At 42.6% G+C, this 26387-nt stretch carries 20 protein-coding genes, 1 pseudogene and 1 riboswitch; of the genes and pseudogenes, 11 read left to right on the top strand and 10 right to left on the bottom strand.

Translation table 11 applies throughout. The features are described 5' to 3' along the window. Positions 1–4 precede the first annotated feature (4 nt). Both ACYVLS_RS08005 and adhE read right to left on the bottom strand, forming a co-directional pair. Positions 5–217 (bottom strand): annotated as a pseudogene (locus ACYVLS_RS08005) (ion channel); the annotation flags it as partial. Positions 218–467: 250 nt separating this feature from the next. Then, the gene (gene adhE / locus ACYVLS_RS08000; protein WP_460323361.1) at positions 468–3065 is read right to left on the bottom strand and encodes a bifunctional acetaldehyde-CoA/alcohol dehydrogenase; all 2598 of its coding nucleotides are present in this window, start codon (positions 3063–3065) and stop codon (positions 468–470) included. 336 nt (positions 3066–3401) lie between these two features. On the opposite strand from adhE, the gene pflB reads away from it, so the two are divergent. The 3 genes from pflB (at position 3402) to ACYVLS_RS07985 (ending at position 7841) form a co-directional block, all read left to right on the top strand. After that, on the top strand, positions 3402–5663 hold the full coding sequence (pflB, locus tag ACYVLS_RS07995) for a formate C-acetyltransferase (RefSeq protein WP_460323360.1): 2262 nt from the start codon (positions 3402–3404) through the stop codon (positions 5661–5663). A 44-nt stretch (positions 5664–5707) separates the two neighbouring features. After that, positions 5708–6466, top strand: a complete 759-nt coding sequence (gene pflA, locus ACYVLS_RS07990) for a pyruvate formate-lyase-activating protein (protein WP_460323358.1) — start codon at positions 5708–5710, stop codon at positions 6464–6466. Between the two features lie 448 nt (positions 6467–6914). Then, a complete protein-coding gene (locus ACYVLS_RS07985) occupies positions 6915–7841 on the top strand; it encodes a manganese-dependent inorganic pyrophosphatase (protein ID WP_460323356.1) in 927 nt (308 codons plus the stop codon). 65 nt (positions 7842–7906) lie between these two features. Here the strand turns inward: ACYVLS_RS07985 and ACYVLS_RS07980 are convergent, their stop codons facing one another. The 8 genes from ACYVLS_RS07980 to ACYVLS_RS07945 all read right to left on the bottom strand — a co-directional run bounded on the left by ACYVLS_RS07980 (position 7907) and on the right by ACYVLS_RS07945 (position 16024). Further along, entirely contained in the window at positions 7907–8884 is a 978-nt protein-coding gene (locus tag ACYVLS_RS07980) for a hypothetical protein (RefSeq protein WP_460323354.1), read from the bottom strand. A 330-nt stretch (positions 8885–9214) separates the two neighbouring features. Beyond that, positions 9215–10267, bottom strand: a complete 1053-nt coding sequence (locus ACYVLS_RS07975; protein ID WP_460323352.1) for an alanine racemase — start codon at positions 10265–10267, stop codon at positions 9215–9217. Next, a complete protein-coding gene (locus ACYVLS_RS07970; RefSeq protein WP_460323350.1) occupies positions 10264–11424 on the bottom strand; it encodes a M20 metallopeptidase family protein in 1161 nt (386 codons plus the stop codon). The genes ACYVLS_RS07975 and ACYVLS_RS07970 overlap by 4 nt, the downstream gene beginning before the upstream one ends. A 33-nt stretch (positions 11425–11457) precedes the next feature. Continuing rightward, on the bottom strand, positions 11458–12174 hold the full coding sequence (gene dapD, locus ACYVLS_RS07965) for a 2,3,4,5-tetrahydropyridine-2,6-dicarboxylate N-acetyltransferase (RefSeq protein WP_460323348.1): 717 nt from the start codon (positions 12172–12174) through the stop codon (positions 11458–11460). A 2-nt stretch (positions 12175–12176) separates the two neighbouring features. Beyond that, on the bottom strand, positions 12177–12908 hold the full coding sequence (dapB, locus tag ACYVLS_RS07960; RefSeq protein WP_460323346.1) for a 4-hydroxy-tetrahydrodipicolinate reductase: 732 nt from the start codon (positions 12906–12908) through the stop codon (positions 12177–12179). Between the two features lies 1 nt (position 12909). After that, a complete protein-coding gene (gene dapA, locus ACYVLS_RS07955) occupies positions 12910–13791 on the bottom strand; it encodes a 4-hydroxy-tetrahydrodipicolinate synthase (protein ID WP_460323344.1) in 882 nt (293 codons plus the stop codon). A 1-nt stretch (position 13792) separates the two neighbouring features. Beyond that, complete coding sequence (locus tag ACYVLS_RS07950) at positions 13793–14785, bottom strand: aspartate-semialdehyde dehydrogenase (RefSeq protein ID WP_460323342.1); 993 nt, start codon at positions 14783–14785, stop codon at positions 13793–13795. 36 nt (positions 14786–14821) lie between these two features. Continuing rightward, positions 14822–16024: an aspartate kinase gene (locus tag ACYVLS_RS07945; RefSeq protein WP_460323340.1), complete on the bottom strand. Its 1203-nt coding sequence runs from the start codon at positions 16022–16024 to the stop codon at positions 14822–14824. 104 nt (positions 16025–16128) lie between these two features. Then, positions 16129–16307, bottom strand: a riboswitch (Lysine riboswitch). Between the two features lie 357 nt (positions 16308–16664). Here ACYVLS_RS07945 and arcA point away from each other — a divergent pair. The 8 genes from arcA (at position 16665) to ACYVLS_RS07905 (ending at position 26310) form a co-directional block, all read left to right on the top strand. Further along, entirely contained in the window at positions 16665–17951 is a 1287-nt protein-coding gene (gene arcA / locus ACYVLS_RS07940; RefSeq protein WP_460323338.1) for an arginine deiminase, read from the top strand. 57 nt (positions 17952–18008) lie between these two features. Then, positions 18009–19022: an ornithine carbamoyltransferase gene (gene argF, locus ACYVLS_RS07935; protein ID WP_460323337.1), complete on the top strand. Its 1014-nt coding sequence runs from the start codon at positions 18009–18011 to the stop codon at positions 19020–19022. 67 nt (positions 19023–19089) lie between these two features. Beyond that, on the top strand, positions 19090–20037 hold the full coding sequence (arcC, locus tag ACYVLS_RS07930; RefSeq protein WP_460323424.1) for a carbamate kinase: 948 nt from the start codon (positions 19090–19092) through the stop codon (positions 20035–20037). Positions 20038–20063: 26 nt separating this feature from the next. After that, positions 20064–21569: a YfcC family protein gene (locus ACYVLS_RS07925; protein WP_460323336.1), complete on the top strand. Its 1506-nt coding sequence runs from the start codon at positions 20064–20066 to the stop codon at positions 21567–21569. A gap of 159 nt (positions 21570–21728) precedes the next feature. Then, entirely contained in the window at positions 21729–22478 is a 750-nt protein-coding gene (locus ACYVLS_RS07920) for a DeoR/GlpR family DNA-binding transcription regulator (RefSeq protein ID WP_460323335.1), read from the top strand. Beyond that, positions 22475–23398: a 1-phosphofructokinase gene (gene pfkB / locus ACYVLS_RS07915; RefSeq protein ID WP_460323334.1), complete on the top strand. Its 924-nt coding sequence runs from the start codon at positions 22475–22477 to the stop codon at positions 23396–23398. Before ACYVLS_RS07920 ends, pfkB begins: the two co-directional genes overlap by 4 nt. Then, positions 23399–25300, top strand: a complete 1902-nt coding sequence (locus tag ACYVLS_RS07910; RefSeq protein WP_460323333.1) for a PTS fructose transporter subunit IIABC — start codon at positions 23399–23401, stop codon at positions 25298–25300. A 281-nt stretch (positions 25301–25581) separates the two neighbouring features. Next, on the top strand, positions 25582–26310 hold the full coding sequence (locus tag ACYVLS_RS07905) for a 1-phosphofructokinase (RefSeq protein ID WP_460323332.1): 729 nt from the start codon (positions 25582–25584) through the stop codon (positions 26308–26310). The last annotated feature ends 77 nt before the right edge of the window (positions 26311–26387 follow it).

The following is a 26387-nucleotide window of genomic DNA, read 5'->3' as shown; positions in this document are numbered from 1 at the left end:
CTAGCTGAGAACCAGTATAACCTACAGTCCCTAGACTGAAAAAAATAAGGACAATCGTAAATATTTGTGCAGGTACAGTCATTGGAGCGACTTCCTGGAAACCAACAGTCGACATGGTAATGACTGTCATATACATAGCGTTCATGAAGGTTATATCAAGCATATAAGAGTAGCCTATAGTCCCTATTATAATTATAGTAACTAACAGATATAACACGTTAATCGTTCGTCTGCGCTGTTTCAATTGATCAGCTCCTGATAGGACAGTATCCTAGAATATAGTAGCTTTATTTTATCATTAATTAATTTAAAGTGATAGCGCTACGTATAGGAAGCTAAACTATTCAGCTTCAGCATGTACAATTACAGATAAAAAAGTAGAAGAGCGGGGAGTAGAGCCTCACTAATAAGTATGAAGGCAAAAAAAGAGACTGACATAAATGTCAGCCTCTTTTTTGTAGATGTAATTAGCCTTTAAAAGCTGCTCGGTATACTTCTGCAAGTTCTTTAACTAATGGCATTTTAGGATTGGCAGTTGTACATTGGTCTCCAAATGCACGGTCAGACATGTCATCTAGAACTGCTTCAAACTCTTTTTTGCTGACGCCGTTTTCTTTAATACTCATTGGAATATTAAGTTTCTTAGCTAAATCGTAGATAGCTTTAATCAAGCTCTCAACACCTTCTTCAGTGGTGCTTGCCGGTAAATCAAGGGCTTTAGCAATTTCTGCATAGCGCTCGTCGGCAATAAAGTGTTCGTATTTAGGGAAGGCTACAAACTTAGTTGGTTTTTTAGCATTATAGCGAATAACATGCGGCATCAAAATCGCATTGGCTCTACCGTGTGCAATGTGGAACTGAGCACCCAGTTTGTGAGCTAAGCTGTGGTTAATACCCAGGAAGGCATTCGCAAAGGCCATACCGGCAATAGTTGATGCGTTATGCATTTTTTCTCTTGCAGTTTCATCCGCACCGTTTTCGTAAGCAGTAGGCAAGTGCTCGAATACTAATTGGATGGCTTTGATTGCCAAACCGTCTGTATAGTCATTGGCCATGTTTGAAACATATGCTTCAATAGCGTGTGTCAATACATCCATACCAGTATCAGCTGTAACAACTTTAGGAACAGTCATGACAAACTGCGGATCGATAATCGCTACGTCTGGAGTCAACTCGTAATCAGCCAGTGGGTATTTAATGTTGTTTTCTGTATCTGTAATAACTGAGAAAGAAGTGACTTCAGATCCTGTACCAGATGTTGTCGGAATGGCAACGAATTGGCTCTTTCCACCAAGTTTTGGATACTTGTAGACACGTTTGCGGATATCCATGAACTTTTGTTTGATTCCGTTGAAATCAGTTTCTGGGTGTTCATAGAACAGCCACATACCTTTAGCGGCATCCATTGGAGAACCGCCACCTAGAGCAATGATGACATCAGGCTGGAAAGCTTCCATGGCTTTGGCACCTTTCATCACGGTTTCTTTTGAAGGATCTGCTTCAACGTCTGAGAAGATCTCACAGTGAACGTAGTCTGTACGGTTACGCAGGTGATACAGAACACGGTCAACATATCCCAGTTCCACCATCATAGGGTCAGTAACGATGAACGCTTTCTTGATATCCGGCATTTTAGCCAGGTATTGTACAGAGTTACGTTCGAAGTAGACTTTTGGTGGAATCTTGAACCACTGCATATTGTTTGTTCGTTTGGCGCGTTTTTTAACGTTTACTAAGTGCATTGTGCTGACGTTTGTAGACACTGAGTTCCCTCCAAATGATCCACATCCTAGAGTTAGAGATGGGAGATAAGCATTATAAATATCACCAATCGCACCTTGAGAAGATGGGGCATTAACGATTAGACGACCGGCTTTAAGACGTCTGTCGAATTCACTGATGACATTGTCATCGTTTGAATGAATAACTGCTGAGTGACCTAATCCCCCATAAGCAAGCATTTCTTCTGCACGTTTAATTCCTTCTTCAGAATCCTTGACTTTAAAGGCAGCCAATACAGGACTTAATTTTTCTCTTGAAAGCGGGTATTCTCTACCAACACCTGGGTATTCAGCGACTAGGATTTTAGTTTCTTCCGGTACTGAAACGTTAGCCATCTTAGCGATTTGATAAGCTGAGCGACCAACAATATCGGAGTTTAGCTGGTTTGTTTCTGAAACCATTAACTTTTCAACTAGAATTCTTTCGTCTTTAGTCAAGAAGTGACAACCGTTGTCGATCATTTCTTTTTTAACATCTTCGTAAATTTCTTTATCGGCAATAACAGCTTGTTCAGAAGCACAAATCATACCGTTGTCGAAAGTTTTTGAAAGAATCAGGTCATTGGCAGCACGTTTTACGTTAGCTGTTTTTTCAATGTAACAAGGAACGTTACCAGCACCAACACCCAAGGCAGGTTTACCAGAACTGTAAGCTGACTTAACCATTCCAGGACCGCCAGTAGCCAGGATAGTTGCTACACCATCGTGAGTCATTAATGTTCGTGTTGCTTCAATAGAAGGTTTTTCAATCCACTGAATACAATTTTCAGGTGCTCCGGCTTTAACAGCTGCTTCATAAACGGCTCTTGCTGCTGCAGAACTTGATTCTTGAGCAGAAGGGTGGAAAGCAAAGATAATCGGGTTACCCGTTTTAATAGAGATAAGTGACTTGAAAATTGTAGTAGACGTCGGGTTAGTCACTGGAGTTACGCCGGCAATGACGCCGATTGGTTCAGCAATCTCAACCATTCCTTCGTGTTCATTTTCATTGATGACACCGATAGTCTTGTCGTGCTTAATGCTGTGATAGATGTACTCAGAAGCAAAGATGTTTTTTACAATCTTGTCTTCGTATACTCCACGACCAGTTTCAGTTACAGCTAACTTAGCTAAATGCATATGCTGATCAAGCGCACCTAGAGCCATTTCTTTAACAATCGTGTCAATTTGTTCCTGGTTGAGTTCATACATTCCATTCAAAGCTTCTTGTGCATTACTGACCAATACATCAATGTCTTCTTGTACTGTTCTTTCAGTTGCTTTCTTGTCAAGTACTTTTACCATAATAGGTTCCTCCTATAAATATGTGAAGTGTTGAGCAAATAGCTTTAAAAAAATATCGTCACAGCTTTTTACAGGCTGTACGGTCATAAAGCCGTCTACTTAGCGCTTCGATTAGTTTTCTTTTTCTTTACAAACACATAGTACCATAGTGAATTCGCTTGCAAAAAACGATAATTGTGTCTATTTTGTGACGATATGTGATATTGTGAGCAATAGAGAATAAACCTTTACAGAACGGGCCTTTGTCACTAAATGTTCACTTATTCACTTGTATAAAGTGAGTTAATGTGATATATTGAACATGAAGTAATCGTGAAAAACAAAGGAGAGTTAATAATGGAAAAACAGCGCACAGAAGAATGGACACTTGAATCAGTTTGGGAAGGGTTTAAAGGGAAAGACTGGAAAGAATCACTTGATGTCCGACACTTTATCCAAAGTAATTATAATCCATATGATGGCAACGAATCATTCCTTGCAGGGCCGACAGAAAATACTCAGGCACTTTGGGCTCAGGTTATGGATTTGAATAAGGAAGAAAGAGAAGCCGGTGGCGTACTCGACATGGATACACAAGTCGTTTCTACCATTACATCACATGGCCCAGCTTTCTTGGATGAGGACAAAGAAAAGATTGTAGGTTTCCAGACTGACAAACCATTCAAGCGTTCGCTTCAGCCGTTCGGTGGTATCCGCATGAGCGAAGTAGCAGCTGAGTCATATGGCTATGAAGTGGATCCTTATCTATCACAAGTATTTAGAGATTTTAGAAAAACGCATAATGACGGTGTATTCAATGCCTATACTCCGGAAATGAGAGATGCGCGTCGTACAGGAATTATTACCGGTTTACCGGATGCTTACGGTCGTGGCCGTATTATCGGTGACTATCGTCGTGTAGCATTATATGGGGTTGACCGCCTAATTGAAGAAAAAGAAAACGACAAAGCGTTATCGGATACAGCAATGATGACGGAAGCAACTATTCGTCACCGTGAAGAGCTAAGCGATCAGATTAAGGCCTTGCACCAGTTGAAAGAATTAGGAAATATATACGGCGTTGACATTTCAAGACCAGCTAAAACGGCGACAGAAGCCTTCCAGTGGCTATATCTTGGTTACCTCGCTGCGATTAAAGAACAGAACGGTGCTGCTATGTCTCTTGGCCGTACATCAACCTTCCTTGACATTTATATTGAAAGAGACTTGAAAGCTGGCACAATTACTGAAGAAGAAGCTCAGGAATTAGTGGATCACTTCGTTATGAAACTGAGACTGGTTAAGTTTGCCCGTACACCGGAATACAACGAATTATTCTCAGGAGACCCAACATGGGTAACAGAAGTAATCGGTGGTGTCGGTATTGACGGCAGACACATGGTTACAAAAAACAGCTACCGCTTCCTGAATACACTATCAAACTTGGGACCTGCACCTGAACCGAACTTGACTGTTCTTTGGTCAACAAAGTTACCATCTGCATTCAAAAACTACTGCTCAAAAGTATCTATTGAAAGTAGTGCAGTCCAATACGAAAATGATGACATCATGCGCGAAGAGTGGGGCGACGACTACGGTATTGCCTGCTGTGTGTCCGCGATGCCAATCGGTAAGCAAATGCAGTTCTTCGGAGCTCGTGCCAACTTGGCTAAAGCATTACTTTATGCTGTTAACGGTGGCGTAGACGAAATGTCCAAGAAACAGGTTGGACCTAAGTTCCGTCCTATTACGTCAGATGTTCTTGATTACGATGAAGTAATGGAAAAATATGATGATATTCTGGACTGGTTGTCTGGCATGTACATCAATACACTGAATATTATTCACTACATGCACGACAAGTACAGCTATGAGAGTGTTGAAATGGCGCTGCATGATTCAGAAGTTGCTCGTACAATGGCTACTGGTATTGCTGGCTTCTCAGTAACAGTGGACTCACTTTCAGCCATTAAATACGCAAAAGTTAAGGCAATCCGTGATGAAACAGGTTTGGTTGTTGACTATGAAATCGAAGGCGACTATCCAAAATACGGTAACAATGATGACCGCGCTGACGACATTGCTATCGACTTGCTTAAGAAGTTCATGGGTAAAGTCAGAAAACACCCAACTTACAGAAATGCAATGCATACGACATCTATCCTGACTATCACTTCAAACGTGGTATACGGTAAGAAGACAGGTAATACTCCAGATGGTCGTCGTGCAGGTGTACCGTTTGCTCCAGGAGCGAATCCATTACACGGAAGAGATACAAATGGTGCTCTGGCAAGCTTGAACTCCGTTGCAAAACTACCGTACAAAGAATCACTTGACGGTATTTCCAACACCTTCTCAATCGTACCGAAAGCTTTAGGAAAAGAAGAAGACACACAAAAACGCAACCTGTCAGCAATGCTGGACGGTTATGTCAGAAAAGGCGGACACCACTTGAACGTTAACGCCTTGAACCGTGAGACACTGGAAGATGCCATGAAGCATCCAGAAGAGTATCCACAGCTGACTATCCGCGTTTCCGGATACGCCGTTAACTTCATCAAACTGACGAAAGAACAGCAGATGGATGTCTTAAGTAGAACATTCCACGACAGCATGTAAGTAACTAGACTTTAGATTTTCAAATACCACTAGGGGGAACAGTAATGACAGAATCAACAGTAGGATACGTACACTCAACAGAAAGTTTTGGATCAGTAGATGGTCCGGGTATCCGCTTCATCGTCTTTATGCAGGGGTGCCGTATGCGCTGTGAGTTCTGTCATAACCCCGATACATGGAGTGTGGGGGGCGGAACCCCGTACACACCAGAAGAACTGCTTGAAAAAGCGTTGGATTATAGAGACTACTGGGGTGAAGAAGGCGGCATCACAGTCAGTGGTGGTGAACCACTACTGCAAATCGATTTTCTGATTGAATTCTTTAAACTGGCCAAAGCGGAAGGTGTGCATCTGTCTCTTGATACCTGCGGACAGCCGTTCACTTATGACCAGCCGTTCTTCAGCCGTTTCGAGGAACTGATGAGCTATACCGACTTAGTGTTAATGGATATCAAACACATTGACAATGACATCCACAAAAAGTACACCATGCATCCAAATACCAGTATTTTGGACATGGCAAACTACCTGTCTGAGATTAATACGCCTATGTGGCTGAGACATGTTCTAGTGCCGGAGCGATCCGACTATGATGAACACTTGCAGAAGTTGAGCGACTTTATCAGTGAGCTGAAAAGTGTCGAAAAAGTTGAAGTTCTTCCTTACCATAAACTGGGTGTTTACAAGTATAAAGAACTGGGCATCCCCTATAAGCTGGAGGATATCGATCCGCCAACAGCTGAACGGGTTGAAAATGCTAATCGGATATTGAAAACCCATCTGTACCAAAATCAGACAGTCTAAGTTAGTAAGACCTTTACCTTTGGAGTAATATAAAGGTAAAGGTCTTTTTACTTGGAAGGGATGGTTGGCGTCTTCAGCAGTTAATCGTACTTCGCAGATTAATAAGGGAATGAACGATGATTATCAGCTAGTTAATCATCGTTCAACGGCAATATTATAATTAAAGTATGATTATCGTAACTTAATCATACTTCGGAATTTATAAGAGCGCTGAAGTATGATTAAAGGGTAGTTAATCGTACTTCAGCAACACAAAAATAAACGAAGTACGATTAACAGCACTCAGGTATTCTTCTCAATTTCAATCTATTTGATAATACATTTAAGAAATATTTTCTAATTGGACTTACATTAAGTCTTGTGTAAATCAAATCATCACAGTGATTGAATTTTAAGAGAAATTCCTATATTCTAGTAGTAATGACAGTAATTACAAAGGAGAATGACAGTGAGTAAAATACTAATTTTTGGTCATCAAAGCCCAGATACAGATGCCATCACATCGGCTATCAGTTTCTCATACCTGCAAAATGAACTAGGTAAAACAACCGAGCCGGTAGCCCTCGGAGAAGCGACTGACGAGACTCAGTTTGCGCTGGATTATTTTAATGCGGATAACCCAAGAGTCGTTACAGCCATTGCTGACGAAGCGGATGAAGTGATGCTGGTTGACCATAACGAAGCACAGCAGAGCGTCTCTGACATAGATCAAGTGGAGGTTCTGGCTGTAGTTGATCATCACCGTATTGCTAACTTCCAGACTTCAAACCCATTATATTACCGTGCGGAACCTGTTGGATGCACAAATACAATCATTTTAAAGTTATTTAAAGAGAACAATGTTGGGATTCCTAAAAATATAGCCGGGCTGATGCTGTCAGCTATTATTTCAGACACTCTTCTGCTGAAGTCGCCTACCTGCACGAAGGAAGACGAAGATGCAGCGCGCGAACTGGCTGATATTGCAGGGGTTGACCTCGAATCATATGGGAAAGACCTGCTGAAAGCGGGAACCAACACAAGCGACAAATCAGCTGATCAGATTCTGAATGCCGACGCGAAAAATTTCCCTATGGGTGAGTATAACGTCCGCATTGGGCAAGTGAATGTCGTGGATGTTCAGGAAGTTCTGGATAGAAAAGATGAACTACTGTCAGAAATGGATAAGCAGAGTGAAGCGAACAGCTATGATTTATTCCTTCTCGTCATCACAAACGTTCTGGAAAGCGACTCCGTAGCTCTTGTACACGGAAACGACCGCCAGAAAGTAGCGGAAGCATTCGATAAAGATATTGTTGAAGATACGTTGCTTCTGGAAGGTGTCGTCTCACGTAAGAAACAGGTAGTACCTGTACTAACTAAAGCGTTAAGCTAATTTCTTCAAAATGAAAGACCTCTGACTATGTAAAATGTCAGAGGTCTTTTTAATGCCGTAGGATTTTAGTTTTCTATTGTCAGCGTGCTTTTTTGAGTACCGTTAATTTTCCTTTTGACCGTCCGCAAGAAATCCATCATGCCTATACCGCTGACAGTCGTCAAGAAGGCGATTGACCCCAGCTTTCCTCCAGATCCATCAAAGAGTGAGAAAGCTGCGATAAACAACACGCCGGTCAACACACTAAGGAAAAACATTTCGCCATATGTTTTCACACGATTGTATGAGACCATTCCAGTAAAGGTGGCACAGAAAGCTGCGACCACCACGACGTTTGTAGGGTCAGGATAAACGACCGCAAATACAAGCCCAACGAGGGCCGAGGCTGATACAGCATCCATATCGACAGTTCGCTGTAACATATAAGTGGCCATGCCTGCTAAAATTGCAAAAAGGAAAACCATCAGATAACGATTGCCCGGCAAGGGGTCGATTGTCCGTAAAGGTGTCTGAAAGATATGCGAAGCCAGAAATGTTCCGATAAAGGCCGTAAAGCCGAGTTTGCCACCGAAACCGACAAACATATGAACGGACAAGACGAACACTAACCCTGAAATCAGACTGGCGACCAGTAAATAAAGAGGATTATTAAAAATTTGACTGCAAGCCATTCCGATGAAGGAACCACAATAAATTGCTGCAGCATAAGATTTAAAGGTCCAAGCCCCGATCAACCCTACAGCTGCTGAAGCCAGCACACCTCCAAGACCAATTGAATGGTTAAGGTAGAAGGTTATAAATGCTCCGATTACGAGTGCCAGAATAGTTAATCCATTATGTTTATCTAAAGAATAAACATTCTTTTTGATTTTACATTTTAGGCAGCCCCATTCTTTTTTCAGCTGGAGAACGAGAAAGACTCCGGACAAAATCACAGCTATTAGAATGAAGCTATTCAAATTTTCTAAGTTTCCGGTAACGAAGGATTGGGATAAATAGAGGGCAACAAGTGAAAAGAGAAGAAAACTCACTGTTGTAATCACCAGACTCACTCCTTAAGTTTTATTTTTCACAATATAAGAGTTTGAAATAATTGCTTTGTTTTTGTAAGCGTTTCATTTGGCACACTCATTGTATCACACATCTTTTTTATTTTACACCATTTTTCACAATCTAACGTTTTTATTAGACTGTTTTTAGAATTTTGCCATTCTTTCGTCAAAATACTCAGTTTTAAGCTTATTTGCATACAAAAAATGCATTCCCAGATTCCTTCCAGTTTGAGGAAGGGTAGGAATGCATTTTTTAGCTGTTTATTATTCTGATTAAAAGGTTAACAATTATCTGTTTAAAGCAGTTAAGCTGAGAACTTTTTAAGTGATATCTACTTGCGTAAAGGTTTCTCGGTTAAAAGCGGCCATTTGCTGAGAAAATGACCCAATACCTTTTTCTGTAAACTCATCGAAGCGGAGCTGGTCGTTATATAAACTGACCGTATCTCCGATTGAGACAGACTGATCGACTTCCACGAGTAGATGACTCATCATCATGACACGAATAGGATAGTGCTGGTCATTTATTATGACAGGGAACTGTTTACGGGCCAGAATAAGACCATTGCCGTACCCGATATCGCATACAGCCAGTCGTGTATCCTTTTCAGCTGTAAAGGCGGCTGAATAACCGGCAGACTGACCGGCTTTGATGTCGGTCAGTTCAATTACGTTGGCAGTGACTTCAACCGTTTGTCTGGCTAAATCCGAATCGAGATTACCTACGTAAGGTCGGGTTCCATATAAAACAACGCCGCCCCTGATATGGGTATGCTTGTCCATTAGGCCGTTAGTCATATAAGAAGCACTGTTTTGAGCATGAATGTAAGTCAAGCCGGAGAGATAAGGTTCCAGATCATCTAATACTTTCAGCCAGTTAGTGATTTCTTTTTCATGGCGGTTGGTCTCAAAGTCGTCAGCATAAGCGAAATGTGTCCATAGACCATTGACTTCAATAGAAGGGTCATCCAGAACAGCAGCCATGCGAGACGAATCGGTAAAGCCGAGACGGTTTAAATCATTTCTGAAGACGAGCTGAACCTGCAGCCCTTTGAGTTCCTCCTTGTACTGTTCATAAAAAGAGTAAGAGGGCAAGGAAAGCGTAATCTGGTGCTCTTTCAATTCTTCAAATGCCGTGTTTGGATCCAACAGAAGAACCATAATGTCTGAATCATAGGACCTCAATTGCTTTGCTTCTTTTAAGTTGGTCGTTGCAAAAGAACGAATGCCCGCTTTATGGAAAGCAGTATAGGTCTCGTAAAGGCCAAAATTATAGGCATCGTTTTTTACAATGGCAATGGTATCGACTTTTTCCTGTATAGATAAAGCCTGTTCAGTCAGTCGACGGTGATTTCTGATGAATGTAGCTGTCATGAACAAGCTCCTAACGTTTCAAGAATAGACTGGTAATACTTAACGCCTCTGACCAGATTGCGCTCGTCAAAATTGAACAAGGCGGTATGGAGTCCGTGGATATGCCCTTTTTCCTCATTTCTGACCCCAAGGAAAGAAAAGTTTGTCTTCGCTAAAGATGAATAAAAGGAAAAATCTTCACCGAATAAATAGGGTTCTTTGAGGATGTCTACGGACAAATCAGCTTTATCTGCACTTTTCTCTACACTATCCAAAAGACTTACATCATTATAAACAGCGGGGTACCCCTTTGCGACAATCAGTTCCGATGTCGTTCCGTACAGGGTGTCTGCTGAATAAATGATGTCCGTCAGCTTATCCTTTATCTTTTCCAGATCTTCCGGTACATAGGTACGAATAGTTCCTTCAATATAACCGTTCGATGCCACAGTATTTATTGCTTCACCGGCTGACAGTTTTCCAATGTGCAGGATGTTATGATGCAGACCATCAAGAAAATACTGCTGGACTTGTGCCAGTTGAGTGGCGATGTGATTCACTGCGCCTAAGGCACTATGCCCCTGGTCTTTCTGGGCGACGTGTGCAGAGAGACCTTTCACTTTAATGCGGTATTCCGTTGCGCTCGCCATGAGAAAACCTGGTCGTGTTGCCAATTGTCCTTCAGGCACATCCGGTCCCAAATGTAGACCATAAATATGTGTAACATTATATTCTTCAAAAGGGAAACTTTTGATGACAGCATCAGCACCGGCGTTGGATTCTTCTGAAGGCTGAAAAATCAGCATGACATTCTTCTTGAGCTGGTTCTGATCAAATAAATCCTTTACCAGAGACGCAAAAGTCAGCAGAATAGACGTGTGACCATCGTGACCGCAAGCGTGCATCCTGCCTTCGTGTTTAGAAGAAAAGGGAAGACCGGTTTCTTCCTCAATTGGCAAAGCATCAATATCCGCTCTGAATCCAATAGTTTCTGAACCAGGATCAGACCCTTCAAAGACTACAATCGTAGCGGTATCCAAAGGAGTAAAGTAGTCTATTCCCAGTTTATCGAGCTCGCTGCGAATATAATCAGCTGTTTTGAATTCTTCGAAAGACAGCTCAGGTATTTGATGCAGGGTTTGTCTATGCGTCGTCAAGCGTTCAAGTAAATCAGTCATGTGTACCTCCAGAAGTTTAGTTAGTCATTAATTTTAATCGTTTAATTGTCTTAATGCGGAAATGATTGCCACTTTTTCGGACTCGACTTCGCTTGTCTGTTTAATTTTGCGGGCAGGAACGCCGGCAACAACTGTATTTTCCGGTACATCTTCTGTGACAATGGCACCGGCAGCCACAACAGAGCCTTTTTTGACGGTCACACCTTCAAGTACAACGGCATTTGCTCCAATCAGAACATTGTCTTCAATCACTACTGGTTTAGCGCTGGCCGGTTCAATGACACCGGACAATACCGCACCGGCACCAACGTGGACATTTTTTCCGGTTATGGCACGGCCACCGAGGATGGCGCCCATGTCAATCATTGTTCCTTCGCCTACGACAGCACCGATATTAATAACGGCACCCATCATAATGACGGCATTTTTTTCGATGACGGCATGTTCACGGATAAAGGATCCCGGTTCAATACGGGCGTTGACACGCGTAGCATCCAGCAAGGGAATCGCTGAGTTGCGTCTGTCCTGCTCGATAACCAGATCAGTCAGGTCATTGCTGTTGGCATCGTAAAAGGGCTGCCAGTCATTTAAATCGGCAAAGATAGTGTAGCTGCCTTCAGCTCCAAATACTTTAAATGTGCTGGGGAAGTCGTCCTTTTTCAGGTTGGTGTTCACATAGATTTTTAGAGGGGTCGTTTTGTTCGATTCGCTAATATATTGAATAATTTCTTCTGCTTTAAAGTTTTTCATCATTACACTCCTAAGTTAGAATACGTATAAAATCCGTTATTTTTTGTTATCAGTTTTTCAGCAGCATTCAGCGCTCCATTGGCAAAAATGTCTTTTGACTGAGCTGTGTGCTTGATGGATATGACTTCATCGAGGCCGGCGAACAGCACTTCATGTTCTCCAACGATGGTGCCGCCGCGGATAGTGGACACACCAATTTCTTTTTTCTCACGTTTCTGGTCAGTCTTGCTGCGGTCGTACACTTCCTCGGCATCCGAACGTCCGTTAGCCTTAATAGCGTCCAGCAGTTTGATTAATGTCCCGCTCGGCGCATCAATTTTCTGATTGTGGTGCTTTTCAATCATCTCAATATCATAATTGTCCATCAGTGGTGCAATATGTTCCAGAAGTTCTGTGACGATGTGCACGCCGTAACTCATATTGGCACTGAAGAAGACGGAAGTCTGTGTCGCTTTATCTTCCATGAGTTCAAGCAGCGTGTCTTTTTCACCCGTTGTCGCGATAACCATTGGATGGTTATAATCTGAACGTAAGAGAGACTTGGTCAATTCAGGGTGGGAAAAGTCAATGACACAATCCGCTTCGGGAAGGTTTGAACTGAAGGAAGAATAGACCGGATAAGGACAGCCGTCTTTATCAGGAGTCACAACGCCTTCGATAGAATGGCCTTTTTCTTCTGCCAGGGCAGCGACACGTTTGTTCATTGCGCCATAGCCTACGAGCAATATCCTCATATTATCCTTCCTTTCTAATGGAATCAAGCAAGTCGGTCAGTTGGGAAACCTCTTCTTTTTCAAGAGAGACGAGAGGCAGTCTCAAACTGTAGTTACCGTAGCCTAAATGGCTTACGAGTGCCTTGATAGGAATCGGATTAACATCCATGCCTAGTGCGTCAACTAGAGGAAACAGCTTACGGTGAATGCCAAGAGCAACTGACGGTTCAGACAGGGCATGAGTGTACATCTGCTGGTATGCTTCAGGCAGAGCATTAGCCAGGACTGAAATGATTCCGTGTCCGCCTTGGGCAAAGTATGGCAGGGCGAGGTCGTCGTTCCCGCTGTAGAAGGAGAAACTGTCATCGACGACAGCCTGCAGGCGACTGAAATGTGCCAAGTCACCGGTAGCGTCTTTCAGCGCAACAATATTTGGATGCTGAGCCAGTTCCTTCAATGTGGCCGGTTCAATTGACATACCGGTTCGAGAAGGCACGTCATATAGCATAACTGGAAGGGATACAGCATCGGCAATTGCATTAAAGTGGGCCAGCAGACCTTTTTGGCTTGTCTTATTGTAGTAAGGGGTAATCACAAGTAGACCATCAACTCCCAACGCTTCTGCTTCTTTTGATGCAGCGATGGTCTGAGCAGTATTATTCGATCCAGTTCCGGCAATCACTGAGATATCTCCATCAGCGACTTCAACAGCGATTTTCAGCAGTTTTGCTTTCTCTTCAGACGTTAAAGTGGAAGATTCGCCGGTTGTTCCATTGACGACAAATGACTGAATCTGATTGTTTTTCAAAAAAGTTAAATGCTTACGAAAAGCGTTATAGTCTACCTCTTCGTTTTTGAATGGTGTCGTTACTGCAGCGGCAGCTCCGGTAAATAATCGGGTCATATTAGTTGACATCCTTTCCTTCAAGTAGTTGGTTAAGAATTTGGACAGCGTTCCAGGCCGCGCCTTTTAAGATGTTGTCACTCACTGACCAGAGGTGGTAACTGTTTGGCAGGCTCGGGTCGCGACGAATGCGTCCGACGTACACGCCTTTTTTATGAGCGGCTTCGATTGGCGTTGGATATACTTCATGTTCAGGGTCATCCTGGACAATGATATTTGGGAAGCTTCCTAGCAGCTCTCTCAGTTCTTCTACTGATGGGCTCTCCTTTAACGTGAAATTGACCGCAACAGCATGAGCATGAGGCACGGGGACTCTTACACATGTGGCAGTGACAGCCAGATCAGGCTGATTCAGGATTTTCTGAGTCTCATGAATCATTTTCTGTTCTTCTTTAGTGTAGCCGTCTTCCATAAAGACATCAATTTGCGGGATGACATTATGGTAAATTGGCTTATTGTAATTTTGAGGCGCTTCGCCTTTTTCACCTCTGTCCAGATCTTCGATTCCTTTCCAGCCGGAACCGGAGACAGACTGATAGGTTGTATAAGCGACGCGGGTCAATCCATACTTTTCAGCAAGCGGCTTCAAGGGGACAACCGACTGAATAGTTGAACAGTTCGGATTCGCTATGATGCGACGTTTAAGCGACGGCTTGTTCACTTCGGGTACAATCAAGTCGATTGCCGGATCCATGCGCCAGGCGCTTGAATTATCAATGACAACCGCTCCTGTTTCTTCAAATAAAGGCGCGAACTGCTGACTGATGCCGCCGCCAGCGGACATGAGTACGTAATCAAACTGACTGTTTCTGACTTTATCCTCGGTCAGTTCTTCTACTATATAGCTGTTACCTTTAAGCGTAATTTCCTTTCCAGCTGAACGAGCTGAAGAGAAGAGGGTAAGGGAGTCAAACGGAATCGCTTCTTCATCAAGAAGCTGTAGCATCGTTTGTCCGACTAAACCTGTGGACCCGACTAGTGCAATGGAGGTCATGTAAAAATTCCTTTCTGTATGAGTAGTTTCCTGCATTTATAAATCAAAGGTCTGACAGAGCAGACGTGTAGCATCTTCACCGTTTTCTGCATCGATGACATAGGAGACACTGATTTCAGATGTGGTGACCTGGTAAAAGGGGATGGACGCATCAAGCAGTGTTTTGAAAATTTTTGACGCAATACCGGTCATGTCTCTCATTCCGGCACCTATGACAGAAACTTTGCAGTAGGTGCTTTCAATTTTGACATACAAATCCGGGTAGTCTGCTTTCAGGGAAGCAAAAAGCCCGTTTAAATCTCTTTCGTCAGACTCCTTGAAGGTGAAAGACAGCTGCAGACCGTCCTGATTCTGAATGTGAGAAATCATATCAATATTAATCTCTGCTTCTTCCAGTTTAACAAATAACTGCTTTAAAAACCCCTGACTTTCATGTGGAAATGTAATGGTGACGTGAGCCATTTCCTTATCTAAAGCGACCCCAGTCACAGCTTTGCGTTCGAGTATCTGATCATTTGGCACAATCCATGTTCCTCTCTCTGTTGATAATGTTTTAGCTAAATAGATAGGGATGCTGTTATTGTTTGCCAGCTCCACACTTCTTGTCTCGAGTACACCGGCACCCAGGGCAGCCATCTCCATCATTTCTTCAAAAGATACCGTGTTCCATCGTTTGGCTTCAGGGAAGATGCGCGGATCGGTGGAGAAGACACCTGTGACATCGGTGTAGATTTCACAGGGACAATCCAGAGCTGATGCGATAGCCACGGCTGTCGTATCCGAACCGCCGCGACCAAGAGTGGTCAGTTCGCCTTCTTTATTGAATCCCTGGAAGCCGGCCACAATAACGATATCATGCTCTTCGAACAAATTATTAAAGACCTCGGTTTTAATGGAAGATATTTTACTCTTCATGTGTTTGCCGATGGTCTCGATACCGGCCTGATAACCTGTCAGCGGTTTGGCTCTGACATCCAAATCATTAAGGGCCATGGACAAAAATGAGATTGTCTGCTGCTCGCCAGTCGTTAATAGCATAGCCAAGTCCTTATCATTAGGACGCTTTGTCAACTCATTGACGGATTGAAGGAGGTTATCGGTAGTTTTCCCCATGGCAGATACAACAACTACTAACTGTTCGTCCTGTTCAATCCTAGTTTTAAGATGTTCAGCAATATTCTTAATTTTCAGAAAATCAGCAACGCTTGATCCTCCAAATTTCAATACACTTCTTTTCATAGCGACTCCTTTTTAACTATCTGAGTTTTAAAGACGGGCTGCTCTTGTTTTTAGATAAACAAAAAACAAGCCGGGAATGCCGACTTGTTCCAAAAAGTATAGTCACAAGTGGAAGCACTCCGTTAAGCAAAAAGCCATACGGCAGTCTGTATATTGTTCACATACAGCCCAACGCGCCAGTCTCTGTAAAGTCTAACGTGTTTCGGCAAATTTCCCTTTCCCTATCAGACTTACAGGTCTTCAACTAATAGGTACTGATGATTTTTGCGCCTCATCCATAAAATAGTTATGTAATTTTCTATATAATCTTAACAACAATTTAATCATAAGTAAAGGCAAGTTCTCATTTTTTTTAAATCAGATAACCAGGCTTCTATTAACACCTTTTTTACATGAATGGAATCAGCCTCTAAATTAAATACAGTAAATGAATGTTTTTGGTATACATAAGAATAAAAGCAGCAATAAACAACCATCTAGTCTGCTCGGTGCAGGCAGGGTAAAGTATCAACAAATATTTATACACGTTTTATAATGTTATGCTGTATTTAACTCATTTACCCCTTATCGAGTGCATAAATTTCCAATAGGTTTGTGAAAGTGTTATCATGGAGGTGAAAAATACAAAGGAGGAAATATGATGAAATCAAAACGGAGTGAGGCTGCTAATGAGCCGAGAAGAGCTGCTGAAAAACCTGTTCATGTATTCTCGGAAATAGGTGAACTTAAAACAGTATTGCTGAAAAGGCCAGGGAAGGAAGTAGAGAATTTAACGCCTGCCAGTATGGAGCGCCTGCTTTTTGATGAAATCCCACATCTGCCGGTAATTCAGAAAGAACACGATCAGTTTGCAGATGTATTGAGAGAAAATGGTGTGGAAGTTGTTTACTTGGAAAAACTTACCGCAGAAGCAATTGATGCCGCAGATATCAAAGAGGAATTTGTAGATAGAATGCTGAAGGAATCAGAGATGCAATCAGAAACCGTTGCGGCTGCCCTGAAAGCTTACCTGCTGTCTAAAGAAACTCTGGATATGGTTGAAACGATTATGGCCGGAGTTAGAAAAACCGCAATCGAGGTGGAATCCAGACATCTGGCTGATATCGTTGATACAGAAGACTACCCCTTTTACATGGATCCGATGCCGAACCTCTATTTTACACGCGACCCGGCAGCTGCTATGGGAAATGGTGTGACCATCAATACCATGACGTTTAAAGCCAGACGTCGCGAGACTCTCTTTACGGAAACTATATTCCGCTATCATCCACGCTTCAAAGGTGAGGGGATTGAGATGTGGCGTGACCGCAAGTCAGATACCTTCATGGAAGGCGGCGATGAGCTGGTTTTAACAGATAAAGTACTGGCCATTGGTATTTCTCAGCGTACTCAACCAAAAGCCATCGAGGAACTGGCGCATTCTCTCTTCAAAAAGAACAGCTCTTTTGATACTATCCTGGCTATTAAAATTCCTGATGTGCGCGAAATGATGCACCTGGATACCGTATTTACCATGATAGACAGAAACGCATTCACAATTCACCCGGGTATTTTAAGACTGGACGGGTCAATCGACACCTATGTTCTGGAACGGAAGCAGGACTCAGACAGTTTCAGCATCACCCACGAAACTGATTTGCAGAAAGTACTGAAGAAGGCTCTCAATGTTGATTCGCTGAACCTTATTCAATGTGGCGGCGGAGACGTTATTGCGGCACCTAGAGAACAATGGAGTGACGGATCGAATACCCTGGCTATTGCTCCGGGAGTCGTCATTACCTATGACCGTAACTATGTTTCGAATCAGCTGATGCGGGACAATGGCATAAAAGTTATCGAAGTCCCTTCAAGTGAACTCTCAAGAGGAAGAGGCGGTCCACGGTGTATGAGTATGCCGTTAGTCCGTAAAGATGTAGAACAGCATTAGGTTATTTAAAAAGTAGGATGGATGGACACTAATCATTTACCTTAAGGAGGACAAACCATGCACAATGTTTTTCAAGGACGAAGCCTGCTGGCGGAAAAAGACTTTACTAAAGAGGAACTGATGTATTTTATCGACTTCTCTATTCATTTAAAGGAGCTGAAAGCAAAAGGCATCCCTCACCGTTATCTGGAAGGCAAGAATATTGCCCTCATATTCGAGAAAGCATCTACGCGTACCCGTGCGGCTTTTACAGTAGCAGCGAATGACTTAGGAGCTTTTCCTGAGTATCTGGGCAAAAACGATATTCAGATTGGCAATAAAGAATCTGTAGAAGATACAGCAAAAGTATTGGGGCGCATGTTCGATGGGATTGAATTCAGAGGGTTCTTGCAGAAAAACGTCGAGCTGCTCGCAGAACATTCAGGTGTACCGGTATGGAACGGACTGACCGATCAGTGGCATCCAACTCAAATGATAGCTGATTACATGACACTGAAAGAAAATTTTGGAAAACTGGAAGGACTGACGCTAGTTTATACCGGAGACGGTCGCAATAATGTAGCAAACAGTTTGCTCGTCACAGGAGCGATACTGGGAGTCAACGTCCACATCGTCACCCCGAAATCCCTTTTCCCGGATGACGACCTGGTCGAAATGGCGAAAGAGTACGGCAAAACATCGGGCAGTAGCATACTGATTACTGATGATGTGAGTGAAGGTGTGAAGGATGCGGATGCGTTATACGCAGATGTGTGGGTGTCCATGGGCGAAGAAGATAAATTTGAAGAGCGAATCAACTTATTGACGCCTTATCAGGTCAATATGGATATGATTCGCGCCACTGGAAAAGACGATACGATTCTGCTGCACTGTCTGCCTGCTTTCCACGATACAGAAACAGAGTACGGCAAAATGGTGGAGAGTAAATTTGGTGTGTCCGAAATGGAAATAACAGATGAAGCATTCCGAAGCAGCCACGCCAGACACTTTGATCAGGCTGAGAACCGCATGCATTCGATTAAAGCCATTATGGCCGCTACTTTAGGCAATTTATTTATACCAAAAGTCTAAGGCAAGCCAGCCATGAGGTATCAGAATAATAGTTTGATTGACATTATTCAGAAAGCGAGTGATGGGATTGTCTAATCGTAAAATTGTCATTGCGCTCGGAGGAAATGCTATTTTAACCACGGACGCTTCAGCAGAAGCTCAGAAACAGGCATTGGAACGCACAGCAGAATACATTGTTCAATTTGTGGAAAATGGAGACGACATCATCGTGACACATGGGAACGGTCCTCAAGTAGGGAATCTGCTGCTTCAGCAGTCAGCGGCAGATACACCGAAAAATCCAGCTATGCGGTTGGATACCTGTGTGGCTATGACACAAGGCAGTATCGGCTACTGGCTCCAACTGGCACTATCCAAAGCAATCCACAAACGCGGCTTAACGAAAGAAGTTGTTTCCCTCGTTACACTAGTGGAAGTCTCAGAAAGTGACCCAGCTTTCAGACACCCGACAAAACCTATTGGGCCATTTTTAAGCAAAGAAGAGGCGGAAGCGGAGATGCAAAACACTGACGCTACATTTATAGAAGATGCAGGTAGAGGCTGGCGTAAAGTCGTTCCGTCCCCAAGGCCCGTAAAGGTTAAAGAAGTCAATGTAGTTGATATGCTCGTTAACCAGGGTGTCATTCCTATCACAGTGGGAGGCGGCGGTGTCGCTTTAATAAAAGACGAGCATAGCCAATTCAAAGGTGTTGAAGCGGTGATTGACAAAGATTTCGCTTCTCAAACCCTCGCAGCCAGTCTGAAAGCGGACCTACTCGTCATTCTGACAGGCGTAGAAAACGTCCTGATTAATTATCAGAAGCCCGATGAGAAAAAGCTTGAAGAAGTGTCGGTTGAAGACATGAAACAATATATCCACGAGAAGCAGTTTTTACCAGGCAGTATGCTGCCTAAAGTTGAAGCAGCTGTGAGCTTTGTCGAGGCCAATCCAGCTGGCAAGGCAGTCATTACATCATTGGAAAACATCCAGGCTGTTATAAACGAAAAAGGAGGGACGATTATCACGAGTAGTTAAGCCTATCTAATTAAGGAGGAGTGAAGATGAGCAGTAATATTAAGAAAAAATTGCAGTCCATGCCTACCTCATTTACCATTTTATTTATTATTATTGTATTTATGTCCATCCTTACCTGGTTCGTTCCCGCTGGAAGTTATGAAGTGGACGAAGCAGGGAATATAATCGCAGGATCATTCTCCTATGCCGAACAGCATCCGCAAGGGATTTGGGACATTTTCATGGCCCCAGTAAAAGGGATGCTGGGAACAGAAGGGACGCCAGGAGCTATTGAAGTGTCGTTATTCATTTTAGTAGTCGGTGGCTTCCTTGGCGTCGTTAATAAAACAGGAGCGCTTGATACAGGTATTGCTCAAATTGTAAACGCTAACAGAGGCAGAGAGAAGTTTCTGATTCCTCTATTGATGTTTATTTTTGCTTTAGGCGGCTCCACTTACGGAATGGCGGAAGAAACCATTGCTTTTTATCCTTTGATTATCCCTGTGATGGTCGCAGTAGGCTTTGATGTACTCGTTGCCGTGGGTATTATACTTCTTGGTGCAGGAGTCGGGGTTTTAGGGTCTACTGTTAATCCTTTTGCTACAGGTGTCGCTTCACAGGCAGTTGGTATCAGTCCAGGTGAAGGCATTGGGTTAAGACTCGCCTTTTTTGCGATATCGTATGTCATTGCTACTTTGTATGTATACCGTTATGCTGTGAAAGTTCAAAAGAATCCGGAAAAATCACTCGTTTATAAAGATTACGAAAAGAACAAAGAAAAATTCAAGCTGAAAGAGACAAACGAGAAACTGACAGGCAGACAGAAAATTGTCCTGCTACTCTTTGCGCTTGCCTTCGTTATCATGGTGCTGGGCTTAGTCCCATGGACGCTGCTGAATGAAGACTGGACATTCTTTGAAACGATTAACGAGACACTCATGGGACTCCCAGTTATTGGAACACTTCTCGGCCAGCAGATGATTCCACTGGGCGACTGGTATTTCATGGAAATCACCATGCTGTTCTTTATGATGGCCGTCATTATCGGTCTAGTATACCGGCTGCCTGAAAAGGAAATTGTATCTGGCTTTGTAGAGGGAGCCAAGGATTTGTTGAGTGTTGCCTTGATTGTAGCAGTAGCCAGAGGGATTCAGGTCATTATGAATGAAGGGATGATTACAGCTACAATTTTGAATTTCGGTGAGCGGATGTTGGACGGGCTCTCACCTGTTCTATTCTCAATATTCACTTATGTATTCTATATTCCCATGTCATTCTTAATCCCTTCAACTTCAGGACTGGCGGCAGCCACAATGGGCATAATGGGCCCACTTGGAAGCTTTGTTGGTGTGGCTCAGCATATAGTAGTCACAGCCTTCCAGTCAGCCAGTGGTATTGTCAACCTGGTCAACCCGACATTCGGTGTGGTCATGGGGGCCCTGGCAATCGCTGGGGTTGAGCTGTCCACCTGGTGGCGGTTCACCGCAAAACTTCTAGGCATACTCTTCGTTGTATCCTGCATACTCATGGCGATAGGTGCAGTAATTTATTAAATGAAGTGAAAATTACAGGATTAGGCCGGCGCATAAATAACTATGTGCCGGTCATTTTTATTAGGCAGGAAACAAATGAAAGAAAATGACTGTTTTCGAAAGAAAATGATTGATTGTTTTTATCTATCGTGATAAAATTCATGTGAAGAGGTGAAGAAAGTGCTTACAGAAGATAGGTATAGTTATATTTTGAATCAGCTTGAGCAAAAAGATACGGTGACCATACAGAACTTGGTAGCGGAGCTAAACCATTCAGAATCGACTATCCGACGTGATTTGACTGCTTTGGAAGAACAAAACAAGCTCGTACGCATTCATGGTGGTGCGAGAAAGAAACGCAAGGCAATGACCGAAGCATCAATGGAAGATAAAACAGTCAAAAACACTCATGAAAAAGAACGGATTGGCCAGTATGCGGCTGCTTTAGTGGATGATTATGATGTGATTTATTTAGATGCTGGATCAACGACCTTTGCAATGATTCCGTTATTGGCAGATAAAAATATAACTGTGGTGACCAATGGCGTACCCCACGCCGAGCTTTTGACAGATAATAAAGTCGATACCATTTTATTAGGTGGAAAAATTAAACAAAAAACGAAGGCCATTATTGGAACTGTTGCAGAAAAGCAGTTAGACAGCTTGCATTTCTCAAAAGCTTTTATGGGAATGAACGGAGTGGATCCCTACTATGGTTTAACTACTCCCGATATTGAAGAAGCATCCGTCAAACAAAAAGCAATTGAACACTCAAACGAGACGTATATTTTAGCAGATCAGTCTAAGCTGGGAGAAGTCAGCTTTGTTAAAGTTGCCGATGTTGATGACTGTACGATTATAACAAATGATTCAACCCCCTTATCAAAAAAAATAGCAGAATTAACGAAAGTTATAGAGGTGAGCAAATGATTTATACAGTAACACTTAATCCGTCAATCGATTATGTCATCTACCCAACCGATGAAGTGAAACTGGGAGAATTAAACCGATTTGATAAAAACGACAAATTCCCTGGTGGTAAAGGCATAAATGTTTCACGCATTTTAAAAGAACTGGACAAAAAATCGGTAGCGTTAGGCTTTCTCGGTGGTTTTACAGGTGAATTCATAAACAGTAAGCTTGCAGCTAACGCAATCGAGACACAATTTGTAAAGGTAGAGGACGACACACGTATTAATGTGAAAATAAAAGGCACATCAGAAACAGAAATCAATGGGGCTGGTCCTCACGTCGATGCAGATAAACAGGAAGCGTTAATTAAACAGATGGACAACTTAAATGCTGATGATGTAGTCATTCTCTCAGGAAGCAAACCTGCTAGTCTGCCAGCTGATTTTTACCAGACACTCATTAAGCACATTGCAGAAAGGAAGGCCTCCTTTGTTATAGATACAACAGGTAAGGAATTGATGGATTCGCTAGACAAGCATCCTCTGCTGGCAAAACCCAATATTCATGAACTGGAGGCACTCTATTCAGCTGAAATTAAAAGCAAAGATGACCTCATTAATTACGGAAAAGACTTACGAGAACAAGGTGCAGAAAACGTCATCATCTCTATGGGTAAAGACGGAGCTGTGCTGTTTACAGATGCGGGTATCTATCATGGAAAAGCAGAACCTGGAAAACTAATCAATTCAGTCGGTGCAGGAGATTCAATGGTTGCAGGCTTTGTAGGACTGTATCAGGATACAAAAGATTCCGTTGAAGCATTTAAATACAGCCTGGCGTGTGGATCGGCCACTGCTTTTAATGAAGACCTGGCCACAAAAGAAGACATAACTAACGTATTGAACACGATAACAATTGAAAAATGGGAGGAAATGTAAATGCAAATCAATGATGTGTTGAGAAAAGACTTAATGATCATGGACTTACAAGCAACAACTAAAGAAGGCGTCATAGATGAGATGATCAATCGTTTAGCTCAAAAAGAAGTTATTTCAGACAAGCGGACATTTAAAGAAGGGATTATGAACCGAGAAAGCCAGACATCAACTGGACTGGGAAATGGCATTGCCATGCCTCACTCTAAAAACAAAGCGGTCAAAGAAGCAGCCGTTCTTTTCGCAAAATCATCTAGAGGAGTAGACTACGATGCATTAGATGGTGAACCGGTTGAATTATTCTTCATGATTGCCGCACCAGAAGGCGGAAACAATGTTCATTTGGAGGTCCTGGCATCTCTTTCAAGAAAGTTAGTAGATGAAGAAGTCGTTACTCAATTGAAACAAGTCAATACACCTGAAGAGGTACAAGCCTTGTTTGCAGAGAATAAAGAAGAGGTTACTGTTAGAGAAGAAGCAAGTGAATCAGACTCTAAAGATAAACCTTTCGTAGTAGCGGTTACTGCCTGCCCGACGGGAATTGCACACACCTATATGGCAGAAGATGCGTTGAAGAAGAAAGCCGCTGAGATGGGTGTCGAGATTCGTGTGGAAACAAATGGAACGGATGGAGCCAAAAACAAATTGACGAAAGACGAAATCAGTCGTGCAGCTGGAGTCATCGTCGCAGCTGATAAAAAAGTAGATATGGCACGGTTTAATGGAAAACCTGTACTTCAAAGACCTGTGTCAGAAGGAATCAATAAACCCAAAGAATTGATTTCACGTGCGGCAGCCGGCGATGCACCGCTCTTCAGTTCAGATGGGGCGAATACTTCTGATGAAGCCAGTGATGGCGATAACGCGAGTATTGGTCAGACAATTTATAAAGATGTTATGAACGGAATTTCCCACATGCTGCCGTTTGTTGTAGGTGGAGGAATTTTATTGGCTATTTCATTCATGTTTGAAGCACAGTTAGGTTCAGACCACATTCTGTTTACGTCATTAAATACAATCGGTGGTTCAGCATTTGAGTTTCTGATTCCTATATTGGCCGGCTATATCGCATTCAGTATCGCCGATCGTCCGGGACTTTTACCTGGTATGGCTGGAGGATTGCTTGCGGTGGAAAGTGATGCAGGTTTCCTTGGTGGTTTAGTTGCCGGTTTTGTAGCAGGATATGTCATGCTCTGGATTAAAAAATTAATGAGAAATGTTCCTAAAACCTTTGAAGGACTCAAATCAATCCTGCTCTATCCCGTTGCTGGACTTTTAGTTGTCGGCTTGCTGATGTTCTTCTTAATCGGCCCATTCTTCGCAGTCATCAATAATGCGATGCTAGGGTTCCTGGAAAACTTGGGTACTGGAAATGCAGTGTTATTAGGGGCAGTACTCGGCGGTATGATGGCTGTTGATATGGGTGGACCTGTAAATAAGGCGGCCTATGCGTTTTCAATTGGTGTATTCGGTGATACAGGTAACGGCAGTTTAATGGCAGCAGTAATGGTAGGCGGAATGATTCCTCCATTAGCTATTGCGATTTCAACTCTGATATTTAAATCAAAATACACAGATCTTGAAAAGAGTTCTGGACTGTCAAACTTTGTACTAGGTGCTTCCTTCATCACAGAAGGAGCTATTCCGTTTGCTGCAGCTGACCCGGTGAGAGTCATCGGCTCTTCCATACTAGGTGCCAGTATCGGTGGTGGATTGACTCAATTATGGAATGTAGCTATACCGGCTCCACACGGCGGACTCTTTGTAGTAGGAATTGGAGATAATCCAATGCTGTTTGTCGCAGCTTTACTGATTGGTTCGTTTATTACAGCGACGATTCTCGGATTCTGGAAGCCTAAAGTCGAGTCATCTGATATGAAGATTCAAACTTCAGAAACAGTTTAAAAAAGAAATAGAATACTCTTTAGCTCATTACTTGGAGAAGTGATGAGCTTTTTGGTGTAGAAAACTATAGTCAAGTAGCTATAGTTTTCTATAGAGAGTAGGTAAGAGACAGGTACGTAATTAGCTGTGTATTGGAAAAATTGTGAATTTGTTGACAAATGTGTAAATAGCGGTTTAAAACGATTGGCTTTTAGCTTGCCGCGTGATAGTGTTTAGAAGAAGAGACTACTTGTAAAGGCTGAGTAGAAAGTTTAAAAATCGAAAACTGAAGAGGTGGACTAATGATTTACACACTAACACTCAACCCGTCAATAGACTATGTGATTTATCCGAAAAATGATTTGACACTAGGGGAACTGAATCGCTTTGAAAAAAACTTTAAATATGCGGGAGGAAAAGGCATTAATGTTTCCAGGATTTTAAAAGAACTTGGGACAAACTCAGTAGCTACGGGCTATATTGGCGGCTTTACTGGAGATTTTATTGTGAATCAACTGAACAAAGAAGGTATCAGCAATCAGTTCATTAAAATAGATGAGGACAGCCGGATTAATGTAAAAATAAAAGGAGAGACAGAAACCGAAATAAACGGTGCGGGCCCATATATTAGCGATGAAAAACAGAGTGAGCTGGTGGAGCAGTTCGAGCAGTTAAAGGCAGATGATACGGTCATCTTATCAGGAAGTAAAGCTCTAGGACTGCCCATCGATTTTTATCAGAAACTCATTTTACTGATTCAAGAACAGAACGCTTCCTTTGTAATAGATACAACTGGAGACGAACTGCTGAACGCATTGAGCGCCCGTCCGTTGTTAATCAAACCCAATCAGCAAGAGCTGGAGCATCTTAACTCAACTGATTTAACCGATGATCATGATTATGTGCGATGCGGAAAAGATTTGCTCTCTAAAGGTGCTGAGCATGTTATCATTTCAAGAGGAAAAGATGGAGCATTCCTAGTAACTCAAGTTTCGCACCCTAATAAATGCTTCACAATCCTATCGGATTAACCCTCACCAAAGAAATTACGCAGCAATTTGTTCTTGGTTTGACTGATTTCCAATCAAAATTTCTTTGAATGCCGCCG

Source organism: Alkalibacterium psychrotolerans (assembly GCF_054784355.1).
This window is presented reverse-complemented; position numbering and strand designations above follow the sequence as displayed.